At 63.6% G+C, this 21,337-nt stretch carries 20 protein-coding genes; 11 read left to right on the top strand and 9 right to left on the bottom strand.

What is annotated here, in order from left to right:
* Positions 1-25: 25 nt before the first annotated feature.
* From NKH02_RS10695 to NKH02_RS10705, 3 genes are read right to left on the bottom strand one after another with little or no spacing between them, the layout of a single operon-like run.
* Complete coding sequence (locus NKH02_RS10695; RefSeq protein ID WP_352878509.1) at positions 26-796, bottom strand: DUF429 domain-containing protein; 771 nt, start codon at positions 794-796, stop codon at positions 26-28.
* Entirely contained in the window at positions 793-1,677 is an 885-nt protein-coding gene (pdxY, locus tag NKH02_RS10700; RefSeq protein WP_352878510.1) for a pyridoxal kinase PdxY, read from the bottom strand. Before pdxY ends, NKH02_RS10695 begins: the two co-directional genes overlap by 4 nt.
* Positions 1,678-1,690: 13 nt before the next feature.
* Entirely contained in the window at positions 1,691-1,942 is a 252-nt protein-coding gene (locus NKH02_RS10705) for a hypothetical protein (protein WP_352878512.1), read from the bottom strand.
* A gap of 162 nt (positions 1,943-2,104) precedes the next feature.
* Here NKH02_RS10705 and NKH02_RS10710 point away from each other — a divergent pair, with 162 nt between their 5' ends.
* The 6 genes from NKH02_RS10710 to ppa all read left to right on the top strand — a co-directional run bounded on the left by NKH02_RS10710 (position 2,105) and on the right by ppa (position 6,387).
* Positions 2,105-2,743: a LemA family protein gene (locus tag NKH02_RS10710; RefSeq protein WP_352878514.1), complete on the top strand. Its 639-nt coding sequence runs from the start codon at positions 2,105-2,107 to the stop codon at positions 2,741-2,743.
* Positions 2,744-2,793: 50 nt separating this feature from the next.
* On the top strand, positions 2,794-3,591 hold the full coding sequence (locus NKH02_RS10715; RefSeq protein WP_352878679.1) for a TPM domain-containing protein: 798 nt from the start codon (positions 2,794-2,796) through the stop codon (positions 3,589-3,591).
* A gap of 4 nt (positions 3,592-3,595) precedes the next feature.
* Positions 3,596-4,480 (top strand): TPM domain-containing protein, encoded by an 885-nt coding sequence (locus tag NKH02_RS10720; RefSeq protein WP_352878516.1) that lies wholly within the window; start codon positions 3,596-3,598, stop codon positions 4,478-4,480.
* An 8-nt stretch (positions 4,481-4,488) separates the two neighbouring features.
* Positions 4,489-5,127 carry a TPM domain-containing protein gene (locus tag NKH02_RS10725; protein WP_352878519.1) on the top strand — a complete coding sequence of 213 codons (639 nt, stop codon included), beginning with the start codon at positions 4,489-4,491 and terminating at the stop codon, positions 5,125-5,127.
* A 107-nt stretch (positions 5,128-5,234) separates the two neighbouring features.
* Positions 5,235-5,741 carry a GNAT family N-acetyltransferase gene (locus tag NKH02_RS10730; RefSeq protein WP_056586049.1) on the top strand — a complete coding sequence of 169 codons (507 nt, stop codon included), beginning with the start codon at positions 5,235-5,237 and terminating at the stop codon, positions 5,739-5,741.
* A gap of 112 nt (positions 5,742-5,853) precedes the next feature.
* The gene (ppa, locus tag NKH02_RS10735) at positions 5,854-6,387 is read left to right on the top strand and encodes an inorganic diphosphatase (RefSeq protein ID WP_352865116.1); all 534 of its coding nucleotides are present in this window, start codon (positions 5,854-5,856) and stop codon (positions 6,385-6,387) included.
* Between the two features lie 31 nt (positions 6,388-6,418).
* Here ppa and NKH02_RS10740 read toward each other — a convergent pair whose 3' ends face one another.
* Together NKH02_RS10740 and NKH02_RS10745 are read right to left on the bottom strand one after the other, a co-directional pair.
* Positions 6,419-7,012, bottom strand: a complete 594-nt coding sequence (locus NKH02_RS10740) for a hypothetical protein (RefSeq protein WP_352878522.1) — start codon at positions 7,010-7,012, stop codon at positions 6,419-6,421.
* Positions 7,013-7,056: 44 nt separating this feature from the next.
* Positions 7,057-7,674: a TetR/AcrR family transcriptional regulator gene (locus tag NKH02_RS10745; RefSeq protein WP_352865112.1), complete on the bottom strand. Its 618-nt coding sequence runs from the start codon at positions 7,672-7,674 to the stop codon at positions 7,057-7,059.
* 74 nt (positions 7,675-7,748) lie between these two features.
* Between NKH02_RS10745 and NKH02_RS10750 the strand changes: the two genes are divergently transcribed.
* A complete protein-coding gene (locus NKH02_RS10750) occupies positions 7,749-9,032 on the top strand; it encodes an MFS transporter (protein ID WP_352878525.1) in 1,284 nt (427 codons plus the stop codon).
* 144 nt (positions 9,033-9,176) lie between these two features.
* Positions 9,177-10,751 carry an alkaline phosphatase D family protein gene (locus NKH02_RS10755; protein WP_352878526.1) on the top strand — a complete coding sequence of 525 codons (1,575 nt, stop codon included), beginning with the start codon at positions 9,177-9,179 and terminating at the stop codon, positions 10,749-10,751.
* Positions 10,752-10,794: 43 nt separating this feature from the next.
* Here NKH02_RS10755 and NKH02_RS10760 read toward each other — a convergent pair whose 3' ends face one another.
* Positions 10,795-11,076 (bottom strand): hypothetical protein, encoded by a 282-nt coding sequence (locus tag NKH02_RS10760; protein WP_352865104.1) that lies wholly within the window; start codon positions 11,074-11,076, stop codon positions 10,795-10,797.
* Between the two features lie 197 nt (positions 11,077-11,273).
* On the opposite strand from NKH02_RS10760, the gene typA reads away from it, so the two are divergent.
* Positions 11,274-13,103: a translational GTPase TypA gene (gene typA, locus NKH02_RS10765; protein ID WP_352878529.1), complete on the top strand. Its 1,830-nt coding sequence runs from the start codon at positions 11,274-11,276 to the stop codon at positions 13,101-13,103.
* 62 nt (positions 13,104-13,165) lie between these two features.
* Here typA and NKH02_RS10770 read toward each other — a convergent pair whose 3' ends face one another.
* A complete protein-coding gene (locus tag NKH02_RS10770; protein WP_352878532.1) occupies positions 13,166-13,792 on the bottom strand; it encodes a DUF1062 domain-containing protein in 627 nt (208 codons plus the stop codon).
* 805 nt (positions 13,793-14,597) lie between these two features.
* On the opposite strand from NKH02_RS10770, the gene NKH02_RS10775 reads away from it, so the two are divergent.
* Positions 14,598-15,212 (top strand): LysE family translocator, encoded by a 615-nt coding sequence (locus tag NKH02_RS10775; protein WP_352878535.1) that lies wholly within the window; start codon positions 14,598-14,600, stop codon positions 15,210-15,212.
* A 4-nt stretch (positions 15,213-15,216) separates the two neighbouring features.
* On the opposite strand, the gene NKH02_RS10780 is transcribed toward NKH02_RS10775, so the two are convergent.
* Positions 15,217-15,540 (bottom strand): YciI family protein, encoded by a 324-nt coding sequence (locus tag NKH02_RS10780; protein WP_352865095.1) that lies wholly within the window; start codon positions 15,538-15,540, stop codon positions 15,217-15,219.
* A 136-nt stretch (positions 15,541-15,676) separates the two neighbouring features.
* Complete coding sequence (locus NKH02_RS10785) at positions 15,677-16,240, bottom strand: peroxidase-related enzyme (protein WP_352878538.1); 564 nt, start codon at positions 16,238-16,240, stop codon at positions 15,677-15,679.
* A gap of 135 nt (positions 16,241-16,375) precedes the next feature.
* Here NKH02_RS10785 and NKH02_RS10790 point away from each other — a divergent pair, with 135 nt between their 5' ends.
* Complete coding sequence (locus NKH02_RS10790) at positions 16,376-21,238, top strand: NAD-glutamate dehydrogenase (protein ID WP_352878541.1); 4,863 nt, start codon at positions 16,376-16,378, stop codon at positions 21,236-21,238.
* Positions 21,239-21,337 lie beyond the last annotated feature (99 nt).

A 21,337-nucleotide genomic window follows, 5' to 3' on the forward strand; every position in this document is an offset into this window, starting at 1 on the left:
CGAAGCGCGACTCTCGCAGGCACCCTCACGCCCAAATGGCAACCGGTATGCCAACACGATCGATGAGCGGCGGGTCGGGAAACGGACGTGCCTCGCCATCGGCGATGCGGCCGGCGATCAGCATCATCGCCGCTGCGTCAAGGAAGTCATCGGCGGCCGCACCGCGTGGTGGCGGCTGGTCGAGGAAGCCCATCTCATAGCCATGCCGGCAGAGCAGCGCCTTGCGTTCCGCCATGCCGTCCGGATTGATGCTGCCCTTGATCTTCTTCGGCAGCCGCATGGCCCGATCGCCATTCAGCCGGCAGAAGGCGACCTCCGGATGCGATTCGAACACACGGCCGCGCAGATCGGGTCGCGCGATCAGCAGTGCGTCGATCTCGCGGATCTTGGTAAAAATGCCGAACGCCTGGATCGAAACGCCGCGTGGCGGGTCGGATGTGGTTTTGGCCACCTCGCTTGCCCCGATATGCGCGGCATACCAGGCTTCCATGGTGGTGAAGTTGTTGGTGTCGGCATAGAGCGCGGCGCGGGACGGGATCGAGAAGACGCTGGATTGGCGTGCCCCGAGCAATGGCCGCACCAGCGCTTCCGGGCCACGTCCGCCTTTGCCCGAAAGCTCGGGCAGGCCGATCGGCATGTCGACAGCGATGATCGCATCGTCGGGGAGTGAGGCAAGCAGGGCAGCGAAGCTTGCAAAGACAGCGACGGAAGGTGCCATGCCAAACGCGCCCCGGACGGCAATCCAGCCGGCCTTGCAGCCGTCGACGCCGACAAGCAGGGCCTCAGTCGATGTCACGCCCGGCGGTCCCGCTCCGGATGCGTGAGGTGGCGAAGCTGCACCATCGCCATCGGGTGCGACAGGCTCTGCGCATCGGTTTCGAGTTGCAGTTCGTCGCCGCCGCGCTTGGCGGTTCGCGCCAGGATCTCGTAGACCGCCGCCGTCGTCGATTGCAGCGCCTTGATCGGCGGCTGGCCGGACAGGATGCGCGCCAGGTAGACGGCGGCCGTCAGGTCGCCCAGGCCATTCGGTGGCTTGTCGATCAGGCGATGCTCGGCAAGCAGCGCCTGGCTGCCGTCAAGCAGCAGGTTGCCGGTGCCGCCCGTCATCATCGACGGCGCCGAGGTGACCAGCATGGTCGATGGCCCGGCATGGAGGGCGGCCGCAATCACCGATTTCAGGTCGGGCAACGGGGCGCCGGCCATCCATTCCAGTTCGTAGCGGTTGGGGGTGGCGATGTCGGCGATCGGCATCAACCGGTCGCGCATGGCGATGGCGGTCGGTTCGGGCACATAGAGCCCGCCCGAATCACCCATCACCGGATCGCAGATATAGACGGCGTCAGGCGTCCTTGCCTTCACCGCGGCGACCAGCGAAGCGACGGCCTCGGCCTGGCCGGCCTCGCCGAGATAGCCGGACAGCACGGCGCCGACCTCACCCAGCCATGGCGCGCGCTCGAGATCGGCCATCAACGCCTTGAACTGGTCGAGCGGCGGCACGATGCGCGTCGCTCGACCATGGCCGGGATGCCAGGGCAGGATGACCGTCGGCACCGCCCAGACCGGAAAGCCCAATGTCTCCAGCGCGAACACGGCGGCACGGTTGCCGACCGAGCCGCGCGCGACATGGCTGGAAATGACGATGACCGCACGCGGCGCGTCGGTTTGTTCGGCGCTCATTGTTGTTTGATTCCTAACTGCCCTGGATGACGTAAAGCACGAGCCAGACCATCAGGCCCAGCGCCAGCAGCAGGCCGAGCGTCCGGCCAATGCGGGTGCCCCAGACTTCGATCGGATCGGTAGGATCGGCATCGGCCGCGGTGACGTGATCGTGCAGGCCTTTCGTGGCCCGCGCCACAAACGAGTTGCCGGCCGGATCCGTCTCGCGCGCCACGCGCTCGAGGATACGGCGCGATTCCTTCTCGCTGTCCTGGCGTTCCGCCATGATGATGTCCCGTTTCGACAGGACCTTATCGCGTTCGCACGGTCAATCACAGGGCCTTGCAACGGCATCGGGCGTGCCACGCAAGCGCCTGCCGGTCGAGCGTTTTCTTGCGCGCCGATTGTGGTAATGCTTCGCATGCAACTTCTACCGAGGGACCCCATCATGCTTGCCCAGCGCCTTGCCTCACCGTCCATGTTCCGCACGCTGCCCGCCTTCCTGATGATGGCGATCGTGCTGCCGCTGCTTGCCGGCTGCGGCTACAACACCATCCCGACGGCAGAGGAAAGCGCCAAGGCGGCATGGAGCGAGGTGCTGAACCAGTATCAGCGCCGCGCCGACCTCATCCCCAACCTGGTCGAGACGGTCAAGGGCTACGCCTCGCACGAAAAGGACACGCTCGACGCGGTGGTCGAAGCCCGCGCCAAGGCCACCCAGATCACGGTGACACCGGAAACGCTGAACGACCCCGAAGCCTTCAAGAAGTTCCAGGACAGCCAGGCCGGCCTGACCAGCGCGCTGTCGCGGCTCTTGGCCGTGGTCGAGAACTATCCCGACCTCAAGGCCAACCAGAATTTCCTGGCGCTGCAGGCGCAGCTCGAAGGCACCGAAAACCGCATCGCGGTGGCGCGACGCGACTACATCCTGGCGGTCAAGGACTACAATCTGACGCTGAGGACCTTCCCCTCGGTGCTGTGGGCGACCTTCTGGTTCCGTGGCAACCAGCCCTTCGCCAATTTCACCATCGAGGACGACAAGCTGCAGACGCCGAAGGTCGATTTCGGCACGAAGCAGGGCGGGTGATCGGCGGGCCAAACGTCGTGATCTTGCAGACCGATGAGGGGCGACGCGTCATTCGTCTTGTCGCCGTCGTGCTCCTCATCCTTGCGCTGCCATTCTCGGCCTTCGCCGCTGATCTCCCGGCGCTGACCGGCCGTGTCGTCGACAATGCGGGTATCATCGATGCGGCGACCAAGGCGGCGCTGACCCGGAAGCTTGCCGATTTCGAGACAAAAGGCTCCGACCAGATTGTTGTCGCGACGATTCCCAGCCTCGACGGCGAGGAGATCGAGCCTTACGCCAACCGGCTGTTCCGCTTCTGGAAACTCGGCCAAGCGAAGGAAAACAACGGCGTCCTGCTGCTGGTGGCGCCGAACGACCGCAAGATGCGCATCGAGGTCGGCTACGGCCTGGAAGGCACGCTGACCGACCTGCACACCAAGCTGATCATCGAAAACGACATGGTGCCGGCCTTCCGCGCCGGCGATTTCTCCGGCGGGATCAGCAAGGCCGTCGACGACATGATCATGGTGCTGGAAGGCAATCCGGAGGAGCTGGAGGCGCGCGGCGAGCGCAACCAGCAGGCGCCCTTCGATTCCGATGACCTGTTCTTCGCCGTCTTCGTCAGCATCTGGGCGATCATCTTCTTCGGCAGCATCGCGGTTTCCGTCCTGCCGCCGATCTTCGGCCGGAAGCTTGGGCCCGGCCGCTACCGCTGGCTCGGCATGACCTTCGAGCCAAGCCGGCGGTCTTCCCGTGGCGGCTGGTCCTCGGGTGGTTCCGGCGGTGGCTGGTCCTCGGGTGGTGGCGGCGGCGGCTTTTCCGGCGGCGGCGGTTCGTCCGGCGGCGGCGGCTCGTCGGGAGGCTGGTGACGGCATGACGATCCGCAGCATCAGCCTGTCGAGACCCGGCCGCTTCGCCTCGGCTGTCCTGATGGCTATGGCGGCGCTGTTCCTGGGGTTTGCGGCCCACGCCGCCGAGTTGCCGGCGCTGACCGGCCGTGTCGTCGACAATGCGGGTATCATCGATGCGGCGACCAAGGCGGCGCTGACGCGGAAGCTTGCCGATTTCGAGACAAAAGGCTCCGACCAGATCGTCGTCGCGACGATTCCCAGCCTCGATGGCGAAGAGATCGAGCCTTACGCCAACCGGCTGTTTCGCTTCTGGAAACTCGGCCAGGCGGGCGAGAACAATGGCGTGCTTTTGCTGGTGGCGAAGAACGACCGCAAGATGCGCATCGAGGTCGGCTACGGGCTGGAAGGCACGCTGACCGACCTGCACACCAAGCTGATCATCGAAAACGACATGGTGCCGGCGTTCCGGGCCGGCGATTTCTCGGGCGGCATAGAAAAGGCCGTCGACGACATGGTCATGGTGCTGGAAGGCAATCCGGAAGAACTGGAAGCGCGGGGCAAGCGCAATCCCGCCGATAACAGCACTTCCATCGATCCCATCGTGGGGGTGTTCCTGATCCTGTGGGCGACGATGTTCTTCGGCGGGCTGGCGATGGCGTTCCTGCCGCCGATGTTCGGCACAAAGCTGTCGCCGGGCGTGTACAAATGGCTGGGCATGACGTTTCGTTACGGCCGCGGACCGAGCGGGTCCTCGGGCCGCAGCGGCTGGACAACAGGTTCGTCGTCGAGCAGCGGCTGGTCGTCGGGAAGTTCGAGCAGTGGCTGGTCTTCGGGGTCAAGCAGCGGTGGCGGGTTTTCCGGCGGCGGCGGCTCATCCGGGGGTGGCGGTTCTTCAGGAAGCTGGTGAGACAGATCATGGCAACACGACCAATCAGCCCGCAGGATCATGAGCGCATCGCGACCGCGATCCGCGCCGCCGAATCGAAAACCGACGGCGAGATCTACTGCGTCGTGGCGCATGCCAGCGACGGCTATTTCTTCCCGGCCGCCTTCATGGCGACCATGGGCATGCTGATCGTCAGCCTGGCCGTCGGCTATGGGCTGGAAGCCTGGTGGCTGTCGATCCGGCTGCCGCATTTCGTCCTCGCCCAGCTCCTGGCGCTTGCCAGCGTGCTGGCCTTGTTGTGGGCGCTGCCCGGCCTGCGTATCCATCTGGTGCCAAGGCGGCTGCGCTATCAGGCGGCGCATGCCAACGCGATCAAGCAGTTCCTCGCCCGCAACGTCCACCGCACCACGGCGCGCACCGGGGTTCTGGTCTTCGTCTCCATCGCCGAGCGCTATGCCGAAGTGGTCGCCGACTCGGGCATCGACGCCAAGGTCGGCCAGCATGTCTGGGATGGCGTTGTGCGCGACCTTACGGCGCATGCCGGCGACGACCGGCTTGCCGACGGCTTCGTCAAGGCGATCGAGAGGGTGGGGGCGGTGCTGGCCGAGCATTTTCCGGTCACGGTGGGTGACAGCAACGAACTGGACGACCATCTGGTCGAAATCTGAGGGACTTCGAAGGCACCTCGCTGATGCGACGATCGCCTGTGAGAAAGCCGGCGGCGGGCCGCCCGGACTCTTGCAATCGGGCGATGCGGGTTTATGGTTAACAAATCATGAATACGCTGACCATCGACATCAGGAAGGCCGACCCGCGCGATGCCAGTGCCATCGCCGAGGTGCATCTGGAGGCCTGGCGCGGCGCCTATTCCGGCATTATTCCGCACCGCACCCTGACATCGATGATCAACCGCCGCGGCGCCGACTGGTGGGCGAATGCGATTCGCCGCGCCGCCACCGTTCTGGTGGTCGAAATCGGCGGCAAGATCGCCGGCTACGCGACGATCGGCAAGAACCGGGCCCGCGAACTGCGCCAGCAGGGCGAAATCTACGAATTGTACCTGCGTCCGGAATATCAGGGCATCGGGCTTGGCAGCCGGCTGTTCGCGGCGGCCAGGGCGCGTCTAGCCGATCATGGGCTGAAAGGCATGGTGGTGTGGGCGCTGGAAGACAACCAGAACGCGCTTGCTTTCTATGCCGGCGCCGGCGGCCGCGATGTCGCCGAGGGCGTCGAGATCTTCGAGCAGAAAGCGCTGAAGAAGGTCGCTTTCGTCTGGGAATGACAGCCCGGCTTTTCGGCCGCCCGCGTCTTCCGATCGTACCCAGCACCATTCGCCGCATTGCACCATGGCGCGCCGCCCGCTATCGATCTCTCATCAAAAGAGGGACAAAGCCATGCGCATTGAAGCCATAGCCAGCGGAAAGAATCCGCCTGAGGACGTCAACGTCATCATCGAGGTGCCGATCGGCGGCGAGCCGATCAAGTATGAGATGGACAAGGAGGCCGGCACGCTGTTCGTCGACCGCTTCCTGCACACCTCGATGCGTTACCCCGGCAATTACGGCTTCGTGCCGCACACGCTGTCGGGCGACGGCGATCCGATCGACGTGCTGGTCTGCAACACGCGCGCGCTGGTGCCGGGCTGCGTCATCAACGTGCGGCCGATCGGCGTGCTGATCATGGAAGACAATGCCGGCCAGGACGAGAAGATCATCGCCGTGCCGTCACCGAAGCTGACGCTGCGCTACGAGAACGTCACCGAATACACCCAGCTGCCCGACATCACTCGCCAGCAGGTGCAGCACTTCTTCGAGCACTACAAGGATCTCGAGCCCGGCAAATGGGTCAAGATCGAAGGCTGGCACGATTCCAAATATGCCAAGAAGATGATCGTCGACGCGATCGAGCGGGCCAAGGCGGGCAAGTAGCTACGGGCGCGATGGCCAATCCCCGCCGTGCTCAGTTATCCACCCGGCCGAAAGCCGGCACGTTGCCGATGACGGTGTGCCTGTCCTTGCCGCAGGCGAAGGTTCGCGCCTTGTCGTCGGCAAGCTTGCGCGCCTGATCGTTGGCGCCTGGATTGCCGGTGGCAAGCACCAGGCCGACAGTGCAGCCGTCGCGGGCCCCCATTTGGCCGACCTTGGCGACGAGCAGTACCTCGGTCGGTTTTTTTTCGTCATCCGCGTTGCTGATCGAGCGGCGATGGATGACGGCAAAGGGCACCGCGGTCTCGCCCTTGGTCTCGATGCGCCATTCGATCTTGGCTCCGGATGAATTGAAACCGGAAAAGCTCTCCCAGGCCGTCGTCATGTCGCCACCGGGCGGAAAACCGTAGAACAGCGATTCACGAGCATCGTCATAGGCAATCAGCACGGGATAGCCGCGGTAACCCGAACAGGCGAGTTGGGCCCAGTCGCCGTCGCCTTCCTCGGCCTGCGCGTAGGTCACGCAGTCCTTCTTCGAGTCGAGATCGGTGTAGGCGCTTGCAATGCCATCGGCGTGTGCAGCCTGGCAGAAGCCGGCGAGGGTGAGCAGAATCAGCAGGCTACGCATCGCGGACATCTCCGTTGCAGGGCATCGCAGCGTAGCGCCAAATGCTATTTCTTCAAGCTGGCTTCGATCAGCAGATCGGCGTTGCGGGCGACCGACTGGGCCGGGCCGCCGAGCCCGAACAACTGGCCGCTGATATAGGCGCCTTCGATCAGGAGCAGCAGGCCGTCGCCCAGCGTGTCAGGGTCTTGCGCGCCCATCGCAACCGCCATGGCGCGCAGGCGGCGGCGCAATTCCTGCTTGTTGGCCTCGCTGACCACGCGGGCCGGATGGCTGTGGTCGGGATATTCGACCGCCGCATTGGTCATGCCGCAGCCGCGATAGTCCGCCACTTGCGTGCGCTTGCCGATGCGGGTCAGGAAGGCCTTGAGCTGCGCGCGCGGGTCGCCGGGATGAGCGGCGACCGCCTCGTCGAAACGCTCCCAGTATTCAAGATCGTATTGCCTGAGATAGGAAGCGGCCAACTCATCCTTGGACGGAAAGCTGCGATAGAGGCTGGGCTTGGTGACGCCGGCGCGTTTGACGATCTCGTCGACGCCGATCGCCCTGATGCCGCGCCGGTAGAACAGATCATAGGCCACATCGAGTATCTTCTTGGCGGCTTTCGGCGGCGCCGATGCATGACCGTCGCTGATGGTCAGATCAATATTTTTGTCCGTTGGCATCGTGTGACTCGATTGACAATGTTACCGATCGGTACGTATACCTGTCCGCAACCTGTAACGTACCGGTCAGTAACATGATAACTCAATCTCGTCCCTTTGGCCAGCGCTACGCCTTCGTCGTGGTCGGAATCATCTTTCTCTGCCTGCTGGTCGCGGCCGGCCTGCGGTCCGCACCCGCCGTCATGATGCTGCCGCTGGAGAATAGCTTTGGCTGGCGGCGCGACGTCATCTCGCTGGCCGCTGGTGTCGGCATCCTGCTTTACGGTCTCACCGGTCCATTCGCCGCGGCGCTGATGGAGCGCATCGGGCTGCGGCGCACGCTGCTCGCCTCCCTGATGGTGATGTCGGGCTCTACCGCCCTCAGCCTGCTGATGACCAAGCCCTGGCATCTGTTCATCACCTGGGGCGTGTTCTCGGGCATCGGTTCCGGCGCTGTCGCCAGCGTGCTCGGCGCCACCATCGTCAATCGCTGGTTCAAGACCAATCGCGGCCTTGTCATGGGATTGATGTCGGCCTCCAGCGCATCGGGGATGCTGGTGTTCCTGCCGCTGATCGCCGCGTTGGCGCAGTCGGGCGGCTGGCAGCCGGTCGTCATTGCGGTGGCGATCGCCGCCGCGGCCCTGATACCGCTGGTCTGGCTGCTGGTGCCGGAGCGGCCGGCCTCGATCGGCATGGTGCGCTACGGCGCCGATGCCGACGACCTGCCGCCGGCTCCGCCCGCGTCACAGGGCAATTTCCTCGCGCATACGTTCTCGACGCTGCGCCGCGCCGCCGGCACGCGGGTGTTCTGGTATCTGTTCGCCACCTTCTTCGTCTGCGGCTTCACCACCAACGGGCTGGTCGGCACGCATCTGATCGCGTTCTGCGGCGACATGGGCATCGGCGAGGTGCAGGCCGCCGGCCTGCTGTCGATGATGGGCATTTTCGACCTGATCGGCACGACGCTGTCGGGCTGGCTCACCGACCGCTACGATCCGCGCAAGCTGCTTGGCGTCTATTACGGCATTCGCGGCCTGTCGCTGATCTACCTGCCCTATTCCGGCTTCTCGGCGACCAGCCTGATCATCTTCGCCGTGCTCTACGGCCTCGACTGGATCGCCACCGTGCCGCCGACGCTAAGGCTCGCCAACGAGGCGTTCGGCGATCGCAGCGGACCGATCGTGTTCGGCTGGATCGTCGCCGGCCACCAGATCGGTGCGGCGACCGCGGCGGCTTTCGGCGGCACCATGCGCGAATTGCAAGGCAATTACGAACTGGCCTTCCTGATTGCCGGCATGACGGCGATTGCCGCCGCCTGTATCTCGCTGCTGATCAATACAAATCGCCCGGCGTTTGATCCGGAGCCGCAAGCGGCTTGAGCTGCTCTTCCCTTCTCCCCTTGTGGGTCCCACAAGGGGAGAAGGGAAGATGTGGTTGTTACCAAAACTTCATCGTCCCGAGATGCGCCTGAAACATTGACGCTGGACCTTGGTGGCACCGTTCAAGCCATCCAGGAAACAGCCATGAACAAGCTTTCGATGACCCGCCGCGCCTTCGTCACGTCCGCCAGCGCCATTGGCCTGGCCGGGGTCTCGAGCCTGGCGCTGCCATACTATTCGCGTGCCAATCAGCGGCCGGCCTTCACCCATGGCGTCCAGTCGGGCGATGTCGACGCCATCAGCGGCATGGTGTGGACGCGCACCGACCGCCCGTCGCGCGTCATGTTCGAGGTGTCGTCGACGGAGAATTTCGCCAATGCGACGCGCCTGGCACCGCTCGATACATCACCGGCCAGCGACTATACGGTCAAGCGGCTTCTCACCGACCTCGCTTCCGATCAGGACATCTTCTACCGCATGACGTCAGCCGATCTAGCCGACATCAACGCCGTTTCCGAGCCGATCACAGGTCGCTTCAGGACGGCGCCGGCGTCGAAGCGCGACATCCGCTTTGCCTGGTCGGGCGACACAGCCGGCCAGGGCTGGGGCATCGACGAGACCGGCATGAAGACCTACGCCACGATCGGCAGGCACACGCCCGATTTCTTTCTGCATTCGGGCGACACCATCTATGCCGACGGCGCCATGAAGGACGAGGTCGACCTGCCCGGCGGCGGCAAGTGGAAGAACGCCGTGCTGATCGACGGCAAGCGCAAGGTCGCCGAGACGCTGGACGAATACCGGGACCAATGGAAATACAACATGATGGACAGGAACGTGCTCGGCCTGAGCGCCATCTGCCCGACCTTCTACCAGTGGGACGACCACGAAGTTCTGAACAACTGGTCGGACTCGAAGGACCTCAGCGCCGACAATCGCTACACGGAGAAGTCCATCCACGTGCTGGCGGCCCGTGCGGCGCGCGCCTTCCACGAGATGACGACGATCCGCTACGAGCCGTCCGAGCCCGGCCGCGTCTATCGCAAAATCGCTTACGGGCCGCTGCTCGACGTGTTCTTCCTCGACATGCGGTCCTATCGCGGCCCCAACGGTCCGGACATGCAAGATGAGATGACACCGCAATCGCGCATACTGGGCGAACAGCAGACGAAATGGCTGAAGCGCGAACTGGCGAATTCGAAGGCGACCTGGAAAATCATTGCCGCCGACATGCCGCTCGGCCTCGTCGTCTGGGACGACGGCGCCAAGAAAGTCGGTGCCGAAGCGGTCAGCAATGGCGATAGTGGCTTGCCAAAGGGACGCGAGCTCGAGATCGCCGACCTGCTGCGCTTCATCAAGAACGCCGGCATCAGCAACACAGTCTGGCTGACCGCCGACGTGCATTACACGGCCGCCCACCACTACAACCCGGACAAGGCGCGGTTCCAGGATTTCAATCCGTTCTGGGAATTCGTCTCGGGCCCGATCCATGCCGGCACGTTCGGCCCCAATGATTTTGACATGACATTCGGGCCGGAGCTGAAGTTCATCAAGGCGCCGACCGCCGAACAGGGTCAGAACCTGCCGCCATCGGCGGGCCTGCAATTCTTCGGGCTAGTCGATATTTCAGGCGCCAGCGAGCAGATGACGGTGCGGCTGATGGATCGCGACGACAACGAACTGTTCAAGGTGACGCTCGACCCGGTGCGGTCGGCGTAAGCGCGCGGTCTGTTGGAAAAGCGTCCCGGACGCCCGCCACGTCTTAGTCTGGGTAGCAGACCATTGGAATGTTCGGCCAGACGGCGCTGTCGCAGTTGGCGGTATCCTGCCTATGCTTGAAGGAGGCGCTGACCGGGCCGGTCACCATCGGGTCGACACCGTCGGGTGCGTCGGCGAAGACCTGCTCGGCTGTCTGCGTGCCGGACTGCGCGACGGGGCGCGTCTCGCGCAGCGTCGCGGCCGACTGCGCGGCGTTGGCGGCCAGCAGGATTGCAAAGGCCGCGGACGCGATGAGTGGCCAAAATCGGTTGAGCTTATCGGTCATGATTTTCGAACTGCCCGGGCCCGGAAAGGTTCCCGCCTTGGTTAACAAAATCATCTCACACGCGGATGCTTAAGATTTGATGAGTATTTGGTGGCGCGCCTCCTCTTTCGCAACTGCGAAAAACCCTGTATGAGCCGCGCAACCGAAAGAGGCAGCGCCTTTTGGCCTGCTGCCTGCAACGCTTCCGAGACCAGAACATGAAAATCCGTAATATCGCGATCATCGCGCACGTCGACCATGGAAAAACCACCCTCGTCGACCAATTGCTCCGCCAATCCGGCTCCTTCCGGGACAACCAGCGTGTCGCCGAACGCGCCATGGATTCCAACGACCTCGAAAAGGAACGCGGCATCACCATCCTGGCCAAGGCGACCTCGGTCGATTGGAAGGACACCCGCATCAACATCGTCGACACCCCCGGCCACGCCGATTTTGGCGGCGAGGTCGAACGCATCCTGTCGATGGTGGACTCAGCCATCGTGCTGGTCGACGCGGCCGAAGGGCCGATGCCGCAGACCAAATTCGTCGTCGGCAAGGCGCTCAAGGTCGGCCTGAAGCCGATTGTCGTCATCAACAAGATCGACCGTCCGGACGCCCGCCATGTCGAAGTGGTCAACGAGGTGTTCGACCTGTTCGCAGCGCTCGACGCCACCGACGAGCAGCTCGACTTCCCGATTCTGTACGGTTCGGGCCGTGACGGGTGGGTTTCGGAAAATCCAGAAGGACCGAAGGATCAGCAGTTGGCGCCGCTGTTCGACCTCGTCATCAAGCATGTGCCGGCGCCGACCGTGCATCCCGGCCCGTTCCGCATGATCGGCACCATCCTGGAAGCCAATCCGTTCCTCGGCCGCATCATCACCGGCCGCATCGAATCAGGCACGTTGAAGTCCAACCAGCCGGTCAAGGTGCTGCACCATGACGGCACGCTGGTCGAAACCGGCCGTATCTCCAAGATCCTCGCTTTCCGCGGCCTTGAGCGCCAGCCGATCGAAGAAGCCCAGGCGGGCGATATCGTCGCCATTGCCGGCCTGTCGAAAGGCACCGTCGCCGACACGTTCTGCGATCCGGCGGTGAGCGAGCCGCTGCATGCGCAGCCGATCGATCCGCCGACCGTGACCATGTCCTTCCTCGTCAATGACAGTCCGCTGGCCGGCACCGAAGGCGACAAGGTGACCAGCCGCGTCATCCGCGACCGCCTGCTGCGCGAGGCCGAAGGCAATGTCGCGCTGAAGATCGAGGAATCGCCCGACAAGGATTCGTTCTTCGTCTCCGGCCGCGGCGAATTGCAGCTGGCCGTGCTGATCGAGACGATGCGCCGCGAAGGCTTTGAGATCGCCGTGTCGCGTCCGCGCGTCGTCATGCAGAAGAGCGAAAATGGCGAGCTTCTCGAGCCGGTCGAGGAAGTCGTCATCGACGTCGACGAGGAGCATGCCGGCATCGTCGTGCAGAAGATGTCGGAGCGCAAGGCCGAGATGGTCGAACTGCGTCCGTCGGGCGGCAACCGCCAGCGCATCGTCTTCCACGCGCCGACGCGCGGCCTGATCGGCTACCAGTCGGAACTGTTGACCGACACGCGCGGCACGGCCGTGATGAACCGGCTGTTCCATGCCTATGAGCCCTACAAGGGCGAATTGCCTGGCCGCACCAACGGTGTGCTGATCTCCAACGAGCAGGGCGAGGCGGTGGCCTACGCCATGTGGAACCTGGAAGACCGCGGCCCGATGGTCATCGACCCGGGCGTCAAGGTCTATCAGGGCATGATCATCGGCATCCATTCCAGAGACAACGATCTCGAAGTGAACGTGCTCAAGGGCAAGAAGCTGACCAACATCCGCGCCGCCGGTAAGGACGAGGCGGTGAAGCTGACCCCGCCGATCCGCATGACGCTGGAGAAGGCCTTGGCCTGGATCCAGGACGACGAACTGGTCGAAGTGACGCCGAAGACGATCCGGCTGCGCAAGCTCTATCTCGACCCGAACGAGCGCAAGCGATTCGAGAAGTCGGCCAAGGCGGTCGGCGCGGCATAAGCTTCTTTATTTCCAAACGACTGAGAGGGGCGGAGCAAACCAATGCTCCGCCCCTCTTTCGTTCATCCACCGGCAGCCGACATAATGTCGTCCTGGTCTACTTCACCGGCCAGATCCATGCGGATGGTCATTCCCTGGCGGGCCGGCTTGCGCAAGGCTTTGGCACCGTCGGGATGAACGACCAGCAATCGTCGCTCTTCCAGCGCTTGAAGCCGTGATCGCGAGATGCCGAGTTCGCCGGCGAGCAGCCGATCGAGTCGCAGCGACGTCGGTATTTCGAGGCCAAGCTGGAGTTCCAGCGCGGTTGCCGTCTCCCTTGCGCCGCCAAGCCTGCGCTTGTGAACGGCGACATCGGGAAATTCCTCGAGGCGCCCGATCCGGTTTCGCAGCGCGACGACATCGAAGGCATGGCGGCGGGCCAGTCCCGGATCGTTGCTTTCGAGCGCCCGCAGCAAAGCAGGCTCGATGTCGCGGCGGTTACAGCGCTCGAAAATGCCGAAATTCCAGGAATTGTCGCAGTCGATGCAGCGGTAGATCAGCCAGACATCGATGCGCTTGCCGTTGGCGTTGACGCGGAATTTCCCGCTGCTGCAATAGGCTTTCACAGTGCCACAGCGATTGCAGTTGATGAGCGGTCGCGGTGCGATTTTGGGCGCGATCGCCCAGTGGATGCGCAGAAATCCAGACATGCCGATAAGCCCTTCCCGTCGGGAAGTTCATCAGACCGGCGATGTCGAGATGCCCATGCGGGCACGGCGTGGCGGTAGGCTGCGGTTTTTGGAAATCAGGTGTCACGGGCAACAGCCGCGCGACGCGGTTCAGCAGTGCCAAACCGGTCTCGAACCGCCGCCCAGAGGAACACATGAACATGAAAACAGACACCGCGAATGCGGCGTCATGCAGTGTGTCGGGGGAGTTGACGAGACCGGCGGTTACGTAGGCAAAGTGAAGCTCAAAATTGTTTCGCGGCAGCACTTCTAGCGGCGGGATGCAGGCCGGGCAAGGGGTTCGGCAGTTGATGCATAACAAGAGTCGCACAGTTGCTGATGTCGGCGCCGCCCCTCATCTGCCTGCCGGCATCTTCTCCCCGTATAGTGACCTATCGGATTCACACATCTTTCTGCGGCGGCTAAAGAGACGTGAAATCAAAGACTTAAGTGAGGGCGATGTTGTCATGATCTCTTGGCGGCGCTAGGATGCAGGCGTTGAAAATGCTGGCATTTTTGACCTACCGTCCATGAGCGGAAAGAGATGTGTGAATGCCATAGGTATAGTGACGGGGAGAAGGGGGCTGGCCGCAACCTTGGCACCCTTCCGCAACGTTGGAGATTGGCGAAATCCTTTGCGAAGGCGTCCTTCTCCCCGTCACTATACGGGGAGAAGATGCCGGCAGGCAGATGAGGGCGGCGCAAACGCCTCTTCAGAGGCGAAATTTCGCTGCCAAATCGCCGTCGATCGGCTATCTTTCGCTCTCCAACGTTGAAGACCCTGGCCATGCACCTCACATCGCTCCTGATCTTCGCCGCCGCCTTGTTCGTTGCCGCCGGCTCGCCCGGTCCATCGATCGCGGCGCTCGTCGCGCGCGTCATCTCGAAAGGTTTTCGCGACGTGTTCCCGTTCCTGCTCGCCATGTGGATCGGCGAGGGCATCTGGCTGTCGCTGGCGGTATTCGGGCTGGCCGTGGTGGCGCAGACCTTCCATTTCGCCTTTGTCGTCGTGAAATGGGTCGGCGTCGCCTACCTCGCCTACCTTGCCTGGAAGATGTGGACCGCACCTGTCGATGCGAAAGAGGGCGAGATGCCGCGCGAGGATTCTCCGGCAAAGCTGTTCTTCGCCGGCATGGCGGTGACGCTCGGCAATCCCAAGATTATGATGTTCTATCTGGCACTGCTGCCGACCATCATCGACCTCGCTTCCGTCAGCATCGTCGGCTGGGTCGAGTTGACGGCGACCATGGCCGTGGTGCTGGTCGCCATCGATCTGGCCTGGGTGCTCGCCGCATCACAGGCGCGCAAGCTCCTCAGGAGCAAGCGCGCCATGAAGATCGCCAACCGCATCAGTGCCACGACGATGGCCGGCGCGGCCGCGGCGATCGCGGGGCGGTCATAACCCGTCACATCATCTCAATGATGGGCGCGATCTCGACGCTGAAACCCGGGTCCATCAGGATCGGGCAATCCTTGGCCTTGGCTACGGCATCGTCGATATCTTTCGCTTCGACGATCGTGTAGCCGGCAGTCGGATTGCTGCCGCCATTGTTCTCGACCTTGCCGCCGGGTAGCACCATCTTCGACATGCCGACCGGATTGCCGCCGTCGACCACGGCCGAGCCGAGCTTGCCGTACCAGCCGTTCCAGGCGTCCATTGCCGCTTTCCGCTCGGCCTCGTCGGTCGGCATCTTGCCCGAGCCATGATAGACGTAGAGATACTTCGCCATGTTCTCCTCCCTTGGTGAGCGGCATCGAACCGGCATGCGGTCATGCCGCCTGCCGATCATCGGACCAAACCGGCAAACAAGCAATGAGAATGCGAGACAGCTAATATAAGGCCCAGTCGGGTTGCAGCCGCCAGCCTCACCGCGCCATAGCGTGATATTCGTCGTTTGGCCGCATATCGATCGCCGCGGCCACCCGGTTCGACATGTTGAAGAAGGCCGCGGTCGAGGCGATGTCCCAGATGTCGCGATCGGTGAAGCCGGCCTTGCGAAGTGCTGCCCGATCGGCCTCGACAATCTTCGCCGGCTCCTCGGTCAACTTGACGGCGAATTCGAGCATTGCGGTCTGCTTGGGCGAAAGATCGGCGGCGCGGAAATTCATCACCATCATTTCGCCGAGCGCCGGATCGCCGGACAACTGGCGTACCGCCGCGCCATGCGCGGTTAGGCAATAGTAGCAATGATTTATCGAAGAGACGGCGACCGCGATCATCTCGCGCTCCAGCTTCGACAGGCCCGAGTCTCCGAGCATCAGGTCGTTGTACATGTCGGTGAAAGCACGCAGCCTCTTGTCGTCGAAGGCGTAGGCGCGCAGCACGTTGGGGACGAGGCCGAGCTTCTCCTCGCATTTGGCGAAATAGTTTTTCGTCGCCTCGCTCAGCTCTCCCAGGGCAAGGTCGAGCGCGGTGATTTTGCCGGTCATGGCTCATTTCTCCTCGTTGGACGGCGTCTTGTTGCCGAATTCCGATATTTCTTTGCAAGCCGTCAAACCTTTGTCGCCAAACAGCGGTCATCTGCTACCATAGTCGTAAAAGCATTGACGGGAGGGAAGTGCCTCATGGCCAGCGTGAAATCCGCGAGCAAGCCGAAGAAAAAAACCACGGCAGCGACAAAAGCGGAGGAAAGGCCAGCCAGGCTCGCCGATTATCTGCTCGCCCGCGCGCCGGCTGAAGATCTCGCCGCCTATGAAATGGCCGATCTCGAACGCGCCGCCGATCTCGCCGGCCAGGCAATCGCCGTTCACAAAAAAGGCGAGTGCGTCGTCGCCGTCGATGCCGATTCCGGCGTTGTCCGAGACGGCCGCCCGGTGACGGTCATCACGGTCGTCAACGACAACATGCCGTTCCTGTTCGATTCCATCCTTGGCGAAATCACCGAGACATCAGGCGAGCCGATGCTGGTTACCCATCCGGTCATCGTGGTTCGTCACGGCAAAGGCGGTGTGGAAGAGATCCTCGGCGACGGCAATTTCGCCAAGGATGACGGCAGCCACGACCGGCTGAGCGTCATCCATGTCCACATACCGCGGCTGACCGCGGAGCAGGCGAGCGGATTGACCGAGCGGTTGCGCAAGACGCTCCGCCAGGTTCATGCCGCCGTCCACGACTGGAGACCGATGCTGGCCCGCCTCGATCAGGCGATTTCCGAATTCCGCTATTCGGCGGTGCCGCTCGACAAGAAGAGCGTTGCCGAGGCGATCGCTTTCCTCGAGTGGCTGCGCGACGACAATTTCACCTTCCTCGGCATGCGCGAGTTCAAATACACCGGCGGCGAGGAGAGCGGCACACTGGAGCGCGCCGACAAGGCCGGCCTCGGCATCCTCGCTGATCCCGATGTGCTGGTGCTCAGGCGCGGCACCGAAGCGGTGACGACAACGCCGGAGATCCGCGCCTTCCTGCATGGGCCGGAGCCGCTGATCGTCACCAAGGCCAATGCCAAGTCTTCCGTGCATCGCCGCATCTATCTCGATTACATTGGCGTCAAGACCTATACCGCCAAGGGCACTCTGGCGGGCGAATTGCGCATGGTCGGCCTGTTCACCTCGACCGCCTACACGCGCTCGGTGATGAAGATCCCTTATCTCCGGTCAAAGGCCGAAACCATCATCGCCAAGTCCGGCTTCGACCGGCACGACCACTCCGGCAAGGCGCTGATCAATGTGCTGGAAAGCTATCCGCGCGACGAATTGTTCCAGGTGCCGGTGCCGATCCTGAGGAAGCACGCCGCCGCCATTCTCGGCCTGGTCGAGCGACCGCGCGTGCGGGCGCTGGTGCGCGCCGACCAGTTCGACCGCTTCGTCTCGATCCTCGTCTTCGTGCCGCGCGACCGTTACGACAGCGTGGTGCGCGAGAAGATCGGCCTCTATCTGAAAACCGTGTTCGAAGGCCGGCTGTCGGCCTACTACCCGGCATTCCCCGAAGGCGGGCTGGCGCGCGTGCACTTCATCATCGGCCGTTCCGGCGGCAAGACGCCGAAGGTCGAGCAAGCGACGATCGAAGCCGCGATCCGCGACATCGTGCGTACTTGGGAAGATGCGCTTTCAGATGCGGCGGAGGCCAATGGCGCCGACCAGATGTTGAAGAGCATCGCCGCGCGGCTGCCGGAAAGCTACCGCGATTCGTTTAGCGCGGCGGTAGCGCTGGCCGATGCCGGGCGCATTGCCAAAATCAGCGCCGGCAATCCGATCGCCATCAACTATTATCGCCATGGCGAGCAGAAGCCGCACCAGGCAGCGCTGAAGATCTATCACCACGGCAGCCCGGTGGCGCTGTCGCGGCGCGTGCCGGTGCTGGAAAACATCGGCTTCCGCGTCATCAGCGAACGCACCTTCGAAGTCGGTGATGGCCAGTCCGGCCAGATCAGTAGCGATCAGCCCGGCATGATCATTAGTGATCAGCCCGGCATGATCAGTAGTGATCAGCCAAGCCGGGTCTTCATCCACGACATGGAGCTGGAGAACAGCTACGGCAAGCCAATCGATCTGACCGATGGTGGAGCGCTGTTCGAGGACGCGTTCTTGTCCGTCTGGCGCGGCGACGTCGACAATGACGGCTACAATGGCCTTGCCCAGACCGCGGGCCTGTGGTCGGGCGAGATCACCGTCCTGCGCGCCTATGGCCGCTATCTGCAGCAGGTTGGCATTCCGCAAAGCCAGGATTTCATCGCCGCCGCGCTCAATCGCTATCCCGATATCGCGCGCGGCCTGCATGCGCTGTTCATCGCCAGGCTTGGCCCGACAGCCGAGACCGAAGGCGTGGTGGCGGCAAAGCACCTCAAGGCAAAGATCAAGGACGCGCTGGAAGACGTTCCCAACATCGACGACGACACCATCATCCGGCGCTATCTCAATCTGATCGAAGCCTCGCTGCGCACTAATCATTTCGTTGCCGATACGAAAGAGAAAGGCCAGTCGCTGGCGATCAAGCTCGATTCGCATGCGGTGGAAGGATTGCCGGCGCCGCGGCCGTGGCGGGAGATCTTCGTCTACGGCTCCGAGGTCGAGGGCCTGCATCTGCGCTTCGGCCCGGTGGCGCGCGGCGGCCTGCGCTGGTCGGATCGCGCCCAGGACTATCGCACCGAGGTGCTCGGCCTGGTCAAGGCCCAGCAGGTCAAGAATGCCGTCATCGTGCCGGTCGGCGCCAAAGGCGGCTTCTACCCGAAGAAGCTGCCGATGACCGCCGGCCGTGACGCGATCTTCGAGGCCGGCACCTCGGCCTACAAGAACTTCGTCTCCAGCCTGCTGTCGATCACCGACAATATCGGCCTCGAGGGTGTCATCCCGCCGGCCGGCGTCGTGCGCCGCGACCCGGACGATCCGTATTTCGTCGTTGCCGCCGACAAGGGCACGGCGACCTTCTCCGACATCGCCAACGCCATCAGCGAGCGGCACGGCTTCTGGCTCGACGACGCTTTCGCCAGCGGCGGCTCGGCCGGCTACGACCACAAGAAGATGGGCATCACCGCCAAAGGCGCATGGGAAGCCGTCAAGCGGCATTTCCGAGAGATCAACCGCGATATCCAGACCTCGCCTTTCACTGTCGTCGGTGTCGGCGACATGTCGGGCGACGTGTTCGGCAACGGCATGCTGTTGTCGCCGAAGACCCGGCTGATCGCCGCCTTCGATCATCGCGACATCTTCATAGATCCCGATCCGGACATGGCCGCGTCGATGGCCGAACGCGAGCGCATGTTCGCTCTCCCCCGCTCGAGCTGGCAGGACTACGACAAGACCAAACTGTCGGAAGGCGGCATCATCGTCTCGCGCAACCAAAAGTCGATCACCCTGCCGGCTGCGGCGGCGGCAGCGATCAGCCTTGGCAAGACGACCGCCACGCCGGTCGAGATCATGACCGCCATCCTGAAGGCGCCGGTCGATCTTCTGTGGTTCGGCGGCATCGGCACGTATTTGCGAGCATCGACCGAGACCAATGCCGAGGTCGGCGACCGCGCCAACGATGCCATCCGCGTGACCGCGCTGGACGTGCGCGCCAAGGTGATCGGCGAGGGTGCCAATCTCGGCGTCACCCAGCGGGCGCGCATCGAGTTCGGCATGAACGGAGGCCGTTGCAATTCCGACGCCATCGACAATTCCGGCGGCGTCAACTGCTCCGACGTCGAGGTCAACATCAAGATCGCGCTGGCGTCAGCCATGCGCAAGGGATCGTTGACGCGCCCTGCTCGCAACAAGCTGCTGGCCGAGATGACGGACGAGGTCGGCTCGCTCGTCCTGTCCAACAACTACCAGCAGACGCTGGCACTTTCGATCGCCCGCAAGCGCGGCCTCGCCGACATCGCGCATCAGAGCCGTTTCATGACGGCGCTGGAGGCGCGCGGCCTGCTCGACCGCGCCGTCGAGACGCTGCCGTCGCCGGCGGCGCTCGCCGAGCGCGAAGCGCGCGGCGAACCGTTGACCAGGGCCGAGCTCGGCGTGCTGCTCGCCTATGCCAAGATCGTGCTGTTTTCCGACATCGTCGCCAGCGACGTGCCTGATGACGCGCATTTCGACCGCGACCTGATGGGTTATTTTCCCGATCGGATGGCGAAGAAATATGCCGCCGAAATCCACGGCCACCGGCTGCGCCGCGAGATCATTACGCGCGTCGTCGCCAACGATCTGGTCAATCGCGGCGGCCCGTCCTTCGTCAACCGGCTGCAGGAGGCCACGGGGCGCACCGCCGCCGACGTGGTGCGGACCTTCGCGGTGGTGCGCGACGGTTTTGCCTTGCCGGCGCTCTATCGCGAGATCGACGCGCTCGACAACCAGATCGATGGCCAGGTGCAGCTCGATCTCTATCAGATGGTCAGCCGGCTGATCTATGTGACCAGCGGCTGGTATCTGAAGAACGATGTCGGCACGGCAGCCCTTGGCCAGCGCATCGCCGAACTGCTGGAAGCCCGCAAGGCGCTGGAGCCCAAGCTCGTTTCGCTGCTGCCGGCCTTCTCGCGCGAGCGGATCGAGGAGAAGCGGCACGGGCTGTTCAAGAGCGGCGCGCCTGAAAGGCTGGCCGAGCAGCTGGCACTGAGCGAGGTGGCGGAACTCGTCCCCGACATCGCGCTGACGGCGCGCACCGCCGGCGCCGACATCGTCGCCGCGGCCAGGGCGTTCTTCGCGGTCAGCGATGCCTTCCGTATCCCGCGCGTCGAGGACGCGGCGCGCTCGATCACGCCGTCGGACTATTACGACCAGCTGGCGCTTTCGCGCGCCACCGACATGATCGGCGCCGCGCGGCGCGGCATCGCGGTGGCGGCGCTCACCGGTCATGCCAAGACGGCCGATCCGGTGGCGGCCTGGCTGGAAGCTGGCGGGGAGCGGGTGGCGCGCATCCGCGAGCGGCTGCAGGCGCTGACCGAAGGCGGCGACATCACCGTGTCGCGGCTGTCGGTCGCTTCCGGGTTGATGAGCGACTTGACGGGGATGTGAGTTGGTTTGTTTTCACCCGGCTGTCGCCACTTTTTCCCCGCATAGCGACGAGGGAAGGGATTCGGCCGCAATGCTGGCTTTCTCGCGACGCCGATGATT

This window comes from Mesorhizobium sp. M1396 (assembly GCF_040317725.1).
In the GTDB taxonomy this organism is placed as follows: Bacteria; Pseudomonadota; Alphaproteobacteria; order Rhizobiales; family Rhizobiaceae; genus Mesorhizobium.